We start from the raw sequence: 12,476 nt of genomic DNA, 5'->3' as shown, positions 1-12,476 counted from the left end.
GGTTCCTCACGACCGGAGCTGGCTGCCCTTAAGGGCGATAGCGTCGTTCACACGATTGAGGAGGAACGCGATGGTGTTGTTCATGATCAGGAAGCCGAGCATGAGGATGCCGATCAATTCGAGCGTCTGTCCAGCTTGGTTGATCGAAACCGAGATGACAGCGAAGAAGTCGGTGTAGCCGACCACGATGCCGAGCGTCGTCGCCTTGAACAGCCAGACATATTGGTTGATCAGCGTCGGCAGCACAGCTCTGATGGCGAGCGGCAGGCGTACGCGACTAAAGACCTGCCACGGAGTCAGGCCCAGCGACTGGGCCGCTTCCGCCTGGCCCTTGCCGACCGAAAGAAAGCCCGCCCGGATAATTTCGGCGATATAGGCGCCGCCATAGATCGCCATGCCGATCAGCAGCGAAAGGAATTCCGGAGGTATGCGTATGCCGTCACGGATATTGAGGCCGCGCAGTTCGGGCATCGACATCAGCGGCGTGCCATCTTCATGTCCGAGGGCGAGCGTGAGAGCAACCGCGCACACCGCGAAAAGAGCGATGGCCCAGCGAATGAGGCGAGCGGAGTTGAGCCGCGATAGCTTCCGCGACATTGAGACGGTGACAATTCCCATAACCGCAGCCAGCGCGATGGCGCAGGAGATCGCAGCAAACTCCGCAGATACATTAAGGCCTGGGATGTAGGTGCCGCGCGACGAGATGAAGCTTCCCAGCCCTTGCAGCGCTTCCTTGGGCGGCGGCAAATGCGTTAGCAGCGCGTACCAGAAAACGACCTGCAGGATCATCGGAATGTTACGAAAGATCTCAATATAGATCGTACCAAGCAAGTTCAGGATTGGATTGCGTGCAGTGCGCAGCATGGCGACGACCAGCCCGACGATGTTCGCCGCGACAATTCCGAGGAGACCCAGGAAAAGCGTATTCAAAAGCCCCACAAGGATCAGCCGCGCGAAACTGTCATAGCCGCTGTAGTCAATCAGCTTGAATCCCACATTGAAGCCGGTGGTGCGCGTCAAAAACTCGAAACCCGACGTTATACCTCTCGCCGCGATGTTTCGGCTGCCCTGGACGTAGGCACCAGCGAGCACGCCGACTATGGCGATCAGGAATACCGCCTGCAGTAAGAAGGCACGAGCTTTTCGGCTGGCGAGCAATGACTTCATGGCGCGATCCGTTCGACGCGGTTGGGCTCGACCCGGCCGACCGGATTTCCGGTCGGCCGGAGGTTTGAACCATGGATCAGTCCATGGTCAGCGAATACATGATGCCGCCATTCCTGATAAGGCCGTTAACGCCGCGCGCCAACTTGTAGGCCGACCCCTCGCCAAGATTGCGCTCCCAGATCTCGTTATAGTTCCCGACGTTCTTGATGACGTTGTAGGCCCAGTCATCCGACAGGTCGAGGCGCTTGCCGACGCCAGGCGTGACGCCGAGCATGGTGGCGATGGCTGGAGTCGGGGGATTGGCTTTCATCTCATCGACATTAGCGGAGGTGACGCCGGCCTCGTCGGCCTGAATGAGGATCGACCCGACCCAGTTGGCGACGTCAATCCACTGGTCATCGCCCTGACGCATGACGATTGCCACCGGCTCGGCCGACAGCACGTCCGGCAGGATGGCGATGCTCTCCGGGTTTTCAACCTCGGTGGCGCGCATGACCGCGATCTGCAAGTCCCATTCCACATAAGCGTCGCAACGTCCGGAAAGGAAAGCGGCCTTTGCCGCTTCGGTGGAGTCAAACGGCACGACCTCCAGCTCGTAGCCATTGGATGCCGCGTGATCGGTCGCATAGCGCTCCAGCGTGGTGCCCGACTGGACACACAACGTGCCGCCGTCAATGTCCTTGATCGACTGCGCGTTGTTCTCGGCGTGCGTGGCGTAGCTGATCGCAGCCATGATATAGGGCCGCGAGAACTGCAGCGCCGTGTCAGTGTCGCGGCTCATTGTCCAGCCCGACGACTTGATAACCAAGTCCAGTTCACCCGACTGAAGCGACGGCCACCGCTGTTCCCAGCTGGTCGACTGAATCTTCAAATGACCTTCAGGCGTCCCGAAGATCGCCGAGGCCACAGCACGGCACATGTCGATGTCGAAGCCCTTCCAGTTGCCCTTGTCATCGACCTCGGCCATGCCGAGGTAGGTGCCGTTGTGGCCGGAGCACGAGAGCGCGCCCCTTTCCTTCACGGTCTTGAGTGTGTCCCCGAAACCCGCTTGCGCTGCGGTCGCCGACAGCAATACCGTGGCGCCGAGTGCGATTGTACCTATCGCTTTCATTCCAACTCTCCCTTGCTAAGAAGCCGTTCCCATCATGGCGATGCCGTGATATCTGATATAACACACAAAGAGAGCGCGGAGTCCAGAAAAAATACACCGGCAAGTACGCACAGACATCACAAAATATCTATATTACTGTTTTTATTATTTTTTCTTCCAGAACGCCAAAACGTATCGATCCAAACGCGGATTCAAGGCGAGATATTTTCGCTTGCGTAGGTCGCAAATTTCGATACATGTAATATCAAATATCGCGCTGGAGCCTTGAAATGAAGAACTCGCCATCCGTCGAAGAACAAAGGGAAATTCACCGAAGGATGATCCTGACGCGGCGCCTCGAGGAGATTCTTGGCGTTATGGCGAAGGAGGGCAAGACGCGCGGCCCCCTGCACCGGTGCGATGGTCAGGAAGCAGTCGGCGTCGCCTCCTGCATGGCGCTGAATACAAGCGACTATGTCTGCACCACCCACCGCGGACACCATGTCTATGTTGGCAAGGGAATGGAGCCGCGCCGTATCGTGGCCGAGATCATGGGGCGCGAGACAGGGTATTGCGGCGGCCGCGGCGGTCATATGCTGCTCGGCGACGCCTCGATCGGGATGATCGGCGGCAACGCCATCGTCGGCGCCGGCATTCCGGCCGCCGCCGGAATGGCCTTGTCGATCCAGGTTCTCAAGCAGGACCGGGTTGCCATGGCGGTGTTTGGCGACGGCGCGGCGCAGACCGGGATTGCGCATGAAGCGATGAACATGGCCGGACTGTGGAAGCTTCCGGTGATCTTTCTTCTGGAAAACAACCAGTACGGCCTGACGGTGAGGCAGGAGGTGCAGTCGCCCGTCGAGGACCTTTTCATCCGCGCCGCCGGCTATGGCATGCCCGGGCTAAAGATCGACGGCAATGACGCGGTCGCTGTCTATCGGGCGGTTGCCGAGGCTTCCGAACGGGCGCGGCGCGGCGAAGGGGCAACCCTTATCGAGGCCAAGACCTACCGCATGCAGGGATTTTCCACTTCAGACATGGGCGGCTACCAGTCCGACGAAGAGATGGCGCCCTGGCGCGAACGCGATCCGATCCTCGTGTCGGCCAAGGCCCTGGGCGCGCTGATCGGTGACAAGGCTGTTTCTGACATCGCCTCCGAGGCCGAGACCGATATCCAGGCGGCCTTCGACCTCGCCCTGTCGGATCCGTTTCCGACCTTTGAGTTCCACCGCCCCAGCGGCGCCTACGCGGAGATCTGATCATGGCGATGATGCGATATGCCGAGGCGCTCAATGCGGCGCTGCGCGAAGAAATGAGCCGCGACCCGAGTGTTTTCATGTTCGGCGAGGATATCGGCCGTTATGGCGGCGTGTTCAAGGTGTCACGCGGTCTGATGGAGGAATTCGGAGAAAGCCGCGTGCGCGATACGCCGATTTCCGAACAGGCGTTGACCGCCATGGCGGTCAGCGCTGCGATGACCGGCACGCGGCCAATCCTTGAGATCATGTATGCCGACTTTATTCCGCTTTGCATGGATGCGCTGGTCAACCAGGCGTCGGTCTTTGGGTATCTGTGGGAAGGGCAAGTCGAAATGCCGTTCGTGCTGCGCACCCAGGGCGGTGGCGGTGTGGGCACCGGCGCGCAACACGCCAAGAGCCTTGATTCCTTCCTCACCCACATTCCCGGCATCAAGGTCGTCGCCCCGGTGACTCCGGCCGACGCCAAGGGCATGCTCAAGTCTGCGATCCGGGATGCGCAGCCGGTGATCTTCCTGGAGCACAAGCTGCTCTACAATATGCGCGGCGAAGTGCCCGACGGCGAGGACGAACTGGTCCCGCTCGGCAAGGCTCGCCTGGTCCGTCCGGGCCGAGACGTATCGATCTTCGCAACCTCGAAAATGGTGATCGAGGCGGAAGCCGCCGCTGTCCAGCTCGCCAAAGACGGCATAGACGCCGAGGTGATCGACCTCAGGACCCTGCGGCCGCTCGATCTCGCGTCGATCAAGGCCTCGATCGCCAGGACCCATCACGCGGTGGTGGTTAATGAAGGCTGGACCTTCTGCGGCTACGCGGCCGAGCTGTCGGCCACGATCATGGATCATTGTTTCGACGATCTCGATGCGCCGGTCGCCCGCGTGGCGATGCCGGACATGCCGATCCCGTATTCCGAACCGCTGGAAGCCGCGGTGATCCCGAATGCCGCCCGGATCGCCGAAGCAGCCAGGCGCGTTCTGGCCTGAGAGGGATAGAGAGATGGCGACACCAGTTAGGGTCGAAGCTGCCGGCGGCGAGTACATGGAGAACGTGGTCGTTCTCGAATGGTCGGTCGAGCCGGGTGCGACAGTCACCGCCGGCGACACGCTGGTGACTGTCGAGACCGCCAAGGCGGCAACTGAAATTCCGGCGCCTGTGGATGGATTCCTGACCGCAATCTTCGCCGAACCGGGTATGGAAGTGCCATTGTCCGCCGTGCTCGGCCTGATCGGCACGACCGCCGAAGACACCGCCTTCGAGGCCAAGGCTGAGGCGAAGGGCGCGACCGAAGGCGCCCTGGCGAAACCGGAGCCCATCGTACGCGAACAGATCAGTTCCGCCGGCGCCGCGTCGGCTCGGCGGATCGTAGCGAGCCCGGCGGCGCGTGTTCGCGCGCGGTCGATGGGCATTGATCTACGCGCTGTCCGCGCGAGCAGCCCGTCCGGGCGGATCAAGCTGCGCGATCTCGCCTCCACACAGGTCTTGGACGGTGGCCCGAACATGTCGCGGACTCCCGCAACCGCCCTGCCCGCCGACGAAGCCGGCCGGCTTAACGTCATACGCAGCGGGGCACCCGGGAACATTCCCGTCGTAATGATTCACGGATTCGGCGCGGATGGCCCATCCTGGTCGCCAATCGAGCGCGATTTGGCGCGGCAACGGCCCGTACTCCGGCTCGAACTCCCTAATCACGGCAAGTCGCCGCGGCGGCGCATGACTTCTTTTTCCGAGCTTGCCCGCGAGATTGCAATCGCATTCGACGATCTGCAGTTGCCCACCGTCCACCTCGTCGGCCATTCGCTGGGCGGCGCCTGCGCGCTTGCCCTTGCCGACATTCGCCCCAAGCGGATCGCTTCGCTGGCTCTCATCGCGCCGGCCGGTCTCGGTCCGCGGATCGACGGCGATTTCATTGAAGGTTTCGCGGGCGCCTCCTCGCCAGTAAGCCTTGGGCCGTGGCTGCGCCACATGGTCGCCGATCCGAAGATTATCGGCGACGACTTCGTTCGCGCGGCGATGGCTTCGAGAGCTGATCCGGATCAGCGCGCCGCCCAGCGGCAGATGGCGCGAGACCTGTTTCCGGATTCGACCCAGAGCTTCGACCTGCGCGCCGCGCTCGAGCGCCTGACCTGCCCGACGCGCACGATTTGGGGAAAGGCGGATGCGATCCTGCCCTGGCAGCAGGCGCTGTCGGTACCGGGCGAGATCGCGCTGCATCTGCTCGCAACGACCGGACACGTTCCGCATCTGGAAAAGCCCGAAGTGGTTGCCAAGATCCTGCGTGATCATTTTGCCAGCACGGAGACAAGGCCATGAGCCCGACCATCCTTCTCTTCGGTGCGGGAAACATGGGCTTTGCCATGCTCAGAGGCTGGCTGACCCAGGGCTCCGAAATAGACGTTCATGTTGTCGAACCATTCGCAGACTTCCGAGAGCGCGCGCAATCGGCCGGCGCGCATGCTGTTTCGTCGGCCGCCGAGTTGGCTGAGACATTGCGGCCCGATCTGGTCGTGCTGGCGGTCAAGCCGCAGATGGTGGCGTCGGTTCTGACCGAATGTAGCGGCTTGGCCGAGCGTCAAGCGGCGTTCCTGTCGCTGGCCGCCGGGGTCCGGCTCGCGACGATGCAGGCTGCGCTCGGCCAGCCGGCGCCTTTTATCCGCTGCATGCCCAACACGCCGGCTGCGATCGGCGAGGGAATGCTGGTGCTATGCGCGGCGGCCGAGGTGCCGCAATCCGTTCGCCATCTGGCCGAAACGCTGATGGCGGTCTCGGGCGCCGTGGCCTGGATCGACGATGAGGCGCTGATGGATGCGGTTACGGCGATTTCCGGTTCCGGTCCGGCCTATGTCTTCCATTTCATCGAAGCATTGGCCGAAGCCGGCCGCCGTCTCGGATTGCCCGACGAGACGGCGGAACTTCTGGCCAAGCAGACCGTCGCTGGCGCGGGCCGCATGGCGCAGGATACGATGACCACGCCGACACTGCTGCGCGAGCAAGTGACCAGCCCCAACGGCACCACGCAAGCTGCATTGTCGGTGCTGATGCACGATGGCGCGCTGACCGAACTGATGTTTCGCGCGGCAACCGCGGCGCGGGATCGCGGCGTGGAACTTGGGAGGGAAGGATGAACCAATGCGCACACTGATTTTTGCCTGCGAAGGACAGGAGCATGAAATCGAACTCGTCGACCGTCCCGGTTCACCCACGCTCGATCAGCTGACGGCCTGGCTCCCGGCCAGCGTGACGATCCATTGCGCCAAGATCGCCGGTTGCCACATCTACTGGCCGAGCCCGATCCTCGCCGGCCTCGAGGAAGGCACCAATATTCACCAACTGCCGCCGGGATCGTTCCTCTATTATCCGGACCGGCAGTATCTCGAGATCATCTACGACGAATTGCAGGCGGAGACAGCTGCAGTCACCTATCTCGGCCGTCTGAACGGCGGCATCGGCTGGTTGCGCACCTATGCCGAACGACAGCGCCGCGAGGCCGGTTCGAAACTGTTTGCGGCCGATCTGCGCCTTAAGGACGCCCCGCCGTCTATCACGCCGCCCCTGCCGGGCGCCGATACACCATGGGACCGCATAAGACGGGCCCGACAGCTGGCATGGCAGGAGGAGCCGGCAGAAATCGACCGGATGCTCGCCAATACAGGCCACAATATACCTTTCGGCCCAATGGCGACCGCCGACGGCTATTTCCGTTTCGTGCAGGAAAGCCTCTGGCAGATCTGGTCGCAGCCAGGCTTGTACGATGATGCCGCGCGCCGCGCGATTGCGCTCAACACACTGCATCTGGGCATTTCCCGCATCGGTCATTATTGCCATCTGAGCCAGAGCGAGGCGGTGCTGCAGGACGCCATCGCCCTGATCGAGACGGGCGATGTTCCGCTTCAGGAGCTTCTCGCCGAACTCATTCTGTACTGCAGCCGCATGTCGAACTGGGTGGATATCCACATTCCGTGGTTTGCCGCCAATGAACTCACCAAACGCGCATTAGGGCGCAGCGACCTTCTCCAGCCATCGAGGACACAATGACCAAACGCGAGAACTTCTCTTCCGGCTCCACTTTCGAAAAAGCGTTCGGCTACAGCCGCGCAGTCAAGGTGGGCGACACAGTCTACGTCTCCGGCACGGTCGGCATCGACTATGCCACGGGCGTGTGTGATCCCGATCCTGTCGTGCAGCTTCGGCAGGTGATCAGCAACATCGAGCCCGCGCTCGCCCGGGCCGGCGCCAGCTTGAAGGAGGTTGTGCAGATCACGACCTATGTCACCTCAGCCGAGATATTCCAGACCATCGGTCCGGTTCTCGGCGAGATTTTCGGCGACATTCTCCCCACCAATGCGGCGCTGGTGGTGCAATTTCCGGTTCCTGACGTCAAGGTTGAGATTGCCGCGGTCGCCGTCATCGGCTGCGCCGATTGACAGCGTCGTCCTCGGGTCGTGATAGGAGATGAACGGTGCGTCTGTGTTGGATCCATCCGACCACAAGGATCGAGAGACTGGAACGGTTGTGGGGCAGGATCGAGGCATCGATCCTGCCGGTCCTGCGGCCAGATTGCCAGCTCGAATTCCGCTTCCTGCCGGCAAGCGGCAACTTCACCCGTTCGCTTTATGCCGAGCATCTGAACTCGGTCCACATGATCGAGGCGGCGATCCGGGCTGAAGCGGATGGTATCGACGGGATCTTCCTGGGTTGCTGGAACGACGCGCTCTGGGAAACCCGCGAAATACTCTCGGTCCCGGTTGCCTCCGTCGGCGAACAATCAATGCTGTGGGCGCTGACCATGGGACGCCGCTTTGCGGTGGTGACTGTATCGCCGAAAACAGCCGATTCCATCGAGAACGATCTTATCTCCTACGGTCTGTCGCAGCGGGCAATCCACTGGCCGGTGCGCAGCATTTCCCCGGTGTCGGATACCGAACTGTTGTGCCGTTCGGCGGAAGACCCGCGAGCCGAATTCATCCCGCGTTTCGAGCTTACCGCACGCGAGTGCATCGCCGACGGCGCCGAAGTCATCATTGTCGGATGCGGTTATTATGGGCCGCTGTTGCGTTCTTCCGGCTATCTCGAAGTGCCCGGGACAGGTGTACCGGTCCTGGATTCCTCGGCGATCGGTCTCAAATCCCTCGAAGCCATGGTCGATACCGCCGGCCGCTGCGGGTATGTGAAAAGCCGCGCAAACGCCCTGCGTCCGCCGGAGCCGGAGGCTCTTGCGAATGCGCGCGCGAGCCTGGGACTGTTCCCGGCCGCGGGTGAAGACATGATCTGATCGCGTTTTGACTCCACTCATCGGCAAGTATGAGGCGGATTGGGAATAAAGTTGGGATGCAACATATGAAGGCACAACTGGACACCCGCACGCATTATCCCGATCGTTGTCATACCCGGACGGTGCCCGCTCGGGAGCGCGGCGGCATAGAGAATGCCAACCGACGGATAATGCGCGAGCCGCCCCGATGCACAAGATGAACCGAATAATACGGAGAGGACATCGTCCCCATGATTGACTCTGCCCCGCGAGAATCCCCTTGCTTTCGGACACTAACCGAGACCTTCGCTCAACAAATCGGATCGCAATTGAAATTTGTGAATCCAGATCCAGAAAAACCGGTCAATAACACATAACTGAATACCAGTTTCAATTATCCGTGAAATACACCCATACAATTTCTTCAACCATATCAAAAGTTATAAACAACAAAACTGTCAGTATATCACGCAGTGGTGGTTCAGTTTTCTCCTATCTCTCTAATATTTTATAATGAATTAGTTAGCTACGAAAATTGTATGTACGATTTAATAGTATAAAAAAGCCCTCTATGAAGCCTCCAATTTGTGCGGAATGGGTTGAATGGCTCAAGCAGGTTGTGGGATTTCGGTTGTGCCACGTTTTGCAATTTCGCTTCAGGCGACGCTATCCCCTGCCTTCATGAGGCTTCGATCGCACCCCTGAGTATGCCAGTCCGGAGCAGCTCCCTTACACGGTTGCGGAGATAGCGGCGCACGATCCCGATCGCCGGATCCGGAGCGTCCCATCCAGCAGAGATGATGGTGAGGTCTCGCTCGAATTCGGGGTTCGACAAAGGTCGGGCAAACATTCGAGCACGGGCGACCCCTTCGAAGAAGGTCTGCCAGATCGAGATCGTGTAACCGAGCCCTTCCTCAAGGTAGGAGGCCAGCAGAGGTCCCGAGTTCAGCTCATGGCGTATGTTCAGCCGCAGTCCACGTTTACGCGCCGCCTCTTCGAGGACGCGCCGGATCAGGAAGTTTGGCCCCGGCAACACCAGAGGCATCTCGCAGGCCTCGGCGAAATCCATTGGGGCATGGCCGTGAAACCTCTCATCAATACGGCCGCCAAAATAGACACGATCGCGCGCGCAGGTTTCGGCATGACATCCCTTGAATGCATGGCCATTGGTCACAAGCGCCAGATCGGCACCGTTGCTCTCCATCATCTGACGGGCATTGTCCCAATGAGTTTCGTGGCAGCGCACCCGGATGTTGGGGTAATCTGTCGCCACCGCTTTAACCAGCGGTGCAGCGACAAACAGGCTCAACGTCGGCGGAACAACGAAATTCACCTCAACGGAGGCATCGGTACGTTCGAGTTCCATCTCGCGCTCGGCCCTGTCCACCTGCTGCAGGATCAGCCGGGCGTGGCGCAGAAACCGTTCGCCCGCCGCGGTCAGGGTGACACCCTGTGAACTCCGCTCGAACAGGCGCTGTTCGACAAGCTTTTCCAACTCGGCGATTTTCCGGGAGAGCGCGGGCTGTGCTACGCCCAACTCCTTTGATGCGGCAAGGAAGCTTCCTGAATCAGCCACGGTTTGAAGGCATTTCAGCTGGTGAAGTTTGAAGTTCATGGCGCCTCCCCTCTTACGCTATGCTTATTAGGTATAGTACGCGCAAAAAATGGTATTTCAACAGGGCTCGGCCTATCGGATATGTTTGAAAACGGCATAGCGCGCGTGGAGGCGTGCGGGCGCAGCAGGGGAGGACATCGGTGAGGATGGACAGGACAAGCACCATCATCGGGGGAGTGCTGGCGATCATTGCAGCATGGGGGCTGTTCTTCATTGTTCCCGCACAGATCCCAGCGGGTTTTGCCGGCATGCTTTCCCCGCGCCTCGTGCCGCAGATCGCGCTCGTTGGAATCGGGCTTCTTGGCCTCCTGATCGCTGCGCAGGGGCTGTGGCGGGGAGCTGGGGAGCCATTTCACCTCTCGAAGCACGAAGCGGCGGCCTTCATCACTGTTCCTGGGATCATCCTGATCTCTCTCTGGCTTCTTCCGGTGATTGGCCCGCTGGGTGGCGGAGCGATGTTGGTGATCGGCGCGGCCCTGATCATGGGCGAGCGCAAGCCCTTGATGCTTGCTGCCCAAGCTGCAGGGATTCTTCTGCTGGGCTACCTGCTAATCTATGTCGTGCTGGGCACGACGGTGGGTTGAGGGCGCTGGGCATGGAACAGCTTTTCCTCGGCTTCGCCGATATCTTCTCGCTCACCATTGCCGGCTGGATCCTGGCCGGGGTGGCCATCGGCTATCTCGTGGGCGCGCTGCCAGGGCTTGGAAAGGCCACGGCAGTTGCCATCGCTATTCCGCTGACCTTCAGCTTGCAGCCGCTGGCGGCCATCGCTTTTCTGATCGGAATTGCAAAGGGCAGCGCCGCTGGCAGCGCCGTTTCGGCGATATTGCTCAACGTGCCGGGTGAGCCGTCATCGGCCCCCACCGCACTGGACGGCTATCCGCTGGCGCGGCAGGGCAAGGCCGGCAAGGCGTTGAAGATGGCACTTTTTGCATCGGTGATAGGAGACTTCGCCTCCACTCTCGCGCTTGTCGTCCTCGCCGAGCCGATCGCATCCTTTGCACTGCTGATCGGGCCGGTGGACATCTTAGCAATCCTGCTTTTTTCACTCACTTTTGTAGGCGGGCTCTCGGCCAAATCCCTGCCCAAGGGAATCATCGCGGCGTTGCTGGGCATTCTTTTGGCGACGGTGGGATTGGAAATAGAATCCGGGCTGCCACGCATGACCTTCGGACTCTACCAGCTATATGACGGCATCCCCCTGGTCCCGATGGCAATCGGGATGCTCGCGGTGGCCGAAATGATCCTACAGGCGGGGCGACGCCACGAAATAGATCGTGAGACCCGTGAGATCACAATGGGCAAGGACCGCGACGACAACCGCGTGACAGGCGCGGATTGGCGCCGCGCCGGTCCCTCGATTTTGTGGGGCACAGGCATCGGCGTGATCGTGGGTATCCTGCCCGGTCTGGGTGCCAGCGTGGGCTCTTTTTTGTCCTACGGCGCAGCACGCAGCCGCTCGAAGACGCCCGAGCGCTTTGGCAAAGGCGCGATCGAGGGCGTGGCCGCGGCCGAAAGCGCTGACAACGCGGTGGTGCCGGCGAGCCTGATCCCGCTGTTTGCGCTGGGAATTCCCGGTAGCGTGATCGCAGCGATCCTGATCGGCGCCTTCATGCTGCACGGCTTAACCCCGGGTCCACTGATGTTTTCGCAGCAACCGCGCCTCGTTGGGGGCATATATGCGGCGATGATCGCGGCCAGTATGGGCCTACTGGTCATCGGACTGGTATTCCAGGGTTTCTTCGCCATGGTCACGCGAGTGCCGATCCGCGTGATCGTTCCCACCGTGCTGTTTCTCTGCGTCATCGGCGCATGGATCGAGGGCGGCGGCGCCTTCGGCATCTACGTGATGCTGGCATTCGCCATGCTAGCCGTACTGATGGTGCGCTTCGGCTTCTCGGTGGTGAATTTCCTGATCGGCTTCGTCGTCGGCCCGGCGGTGGAGCTGAGTCTGCGGCAATCCATCCAGATCTTGCAAGGCGATCCAGCCAACCTGGTGGCGCATCCGCTGGCCATCGTCTTTTTCGTGCTGACCGCACTGGCGGTCTGGCGCTTTGGCCAAGGCGCGGCGCGCCGTCCGGCCTCAACCCGATAAACGGA

12 protein-coding genes are annotated in these 12,476 nt (G+C 60.9%); 9 read left to right on the top strand and 3 right to left on the bottom strand.

The window, feature by feature from the left end; all coding sequences use genetic code 11:
- Positions 1-6: 6 nt before the first annotated feature.
- Positions 7-1,167: an ABC transporter permease subunit gene (locus tag O4H62_RS22355; RefSeq protein ID WP_269391075.1), complete on the bottom strand. Its 1,161-nt coding sequence runs from the start codon at positions 1,165-1,167 to the stop codon at positions 7-9.
- Positions 1,168-1,243: 76 nt separating this feature from the next.
- The gene (locus O4H62_RS22350; RefSeq protein WP_269391074.1) at positions 1,244-2,278 is read right to left on the bottom strand and encodes a transporter substrate-binding domain-containing protein; all 1,035 of its coding nucleotides are present in this window, start codon (positions 2,276-2,278) and stop codon (positions 1,244-1,246) included.
- 269 nt (positions 2,279-2,547) lie between these two features.
- Between O4H62_RS22350 and O4H62_RS22345 the strand changes: the two genes are divergently transcribed.
- Genes O4H62_RS22345 through O4H62_RS22315 form a run of 7 tightly spaced genes read left to right on the top strand, consistent with a single transcriptional unit; the run spans position 2,548 to position 8,782 of the window.
- A complete protein-coding gene (locus O4H62_RS22345; protein ID WP_269391073.1) occupies positions 2,548-3,516 on the top strand; it encodes a thiamine pyrophosphate-dependent dehydrogenase E1 component subunit alpha in 969 nt (322 codons plus the stop codon).
- Positions 3,517-3,518: 2 nt separating this feature from the next.
- Positions 3,519-4,496: an alpha-ketoacid dehydrogenase subunit beta gene (locus tag O4H62_RS22340; RefSeq protein WP_269391072.1), complete on the top strand. Its 978-nt coding sequence runs from the start codon at positions 3,519-3,521 to the stop codon at positions 4,494-4,496.
- A gap of 13 nt (positions 4,497-4,509) precedes the next feature.
- Entirely contained in the window at positions 4,510-5,823 is a 1,314-nt protein-coding gene (locus tag O4H62_RS22335; RefSeq protein WP_269391071.1) for an acetoin dehydrogenase dihydrolipoyllysine-residue acetyltransferase subunit, read from the top strand.
- Positions 5,820-6,635 (top strand): pyrroline-5-carboxylate reductase, encoded by an 816-nt coding sequence (gene proC / locus O4H62_RS22330; protein ID WP_269391070.1) that lies wholly within the window; start codon positions 5,820-5,822, stop codon positions 6,633-6,635. Before O4H62_RS22335 ends, proC begins: the two co-directional genes overlap by 4 nt.
- A 4-nt stretch (positions 6,636-6,639) precedes the next feature.
- On the top strand, positions 6,640-7,545 hold the full coding sequence (locus O4H62_RS22325) for a hypothetical protein (protein ID WP_269391069.1): 906 nt from the start codon (positions 6,640-6,642) through the stop codon (positions 7,543-7,545).
- Positions 7,542-7,934: a Rid family hydrolase gene (locus tag O4H62_RS22320; protein WP_269391068.1), complete on the top strand. Its 393-nt coding sequence runs from the start codon at positions 7,542-7,544 to the stop codon at positions 7,932-7,934. Before O4H62_RS22325 ends, O4H62_RS22320 begins: the two co-directional genes overlap by 4 nt.
- Before the next feature lie 35 nt (positions 7,935-7,969).
- Positions 7,970-8,782 (top strand): aspartate/glutamate racemase family protein, encoded by an 813-nt coding sequence (locus O4H62_RS22315; RefSeq protein WP_269391067.1) that lies wholly within the window; start codon positions 7,970-7,972, stop codon positions 8,780-8,782.
- Positions 8,783-9,440: 658 nt separating this feature from the next.
- Here O4H62_RS22315 and O4H62_RS22310 read toward each other — a convergent pair.
- Complete coding sequence (locus tag O4H62_RS22310) at positions 9,441-10,376, bottom strand: LysR family transcriptional regulator (RefSeq protein ID WP_269391066.1); 936 nt, start codon at positions 10,374-10,376, stop codon at positions 9,441-9,443.
- Between the two features lie 146 nt (positions 10,377-10,522).
- Between O4H62_RS22310 and O4H62_RS22305 the strand changes: the two genes are divergently transcribed.
- Both O4H62_RS22305 and O4H62_RS22300 read left to right on the top strand, forming a co-directional pair.
- Positions 10,523-10,960 carry a hypothetical protein gene (locus tag O4H62_RS22305; protein ID WP_269391065.1) on the top strand — a complete coding sequence of 146 codons (438 nt, stop codon included), beginning with the start codon at positions 10,523-10,525 and terminating at the stop codon, positions 10,958-10,960.
- 11 nt (positions 10,961-10,971) lie between these two features.
- Positions 10,972-12,471: a tripartite tricarboxylate transporter permease gene (locus O4H62_RS22300; RefSeq protein WP_269391064.1), complete on the top strand. Its 1,500-nt coding sequence runs from the start codon at positions 10,972-10,974 to the stop codon at positions 12,469-12,471.
- The last annotated feature ends 5 nt before the right edge of the window (positions 12,472-12,476 follow it).

This window comes from Parahoeflea alexandrii (assembly GCF_027214025.1).
GTDB lineage: Bacteria > Pseudomonadota > Alphaproteobacteria > Rhizobiales > Rhizobiaceae > Hoeflea > Hoeflea alexandrii_A.
The sequence above is the reverse complement of the archived record's forward strand: the minus strand, read 5'-3'. Positions and strand labels throughout refer to the sequence as shown.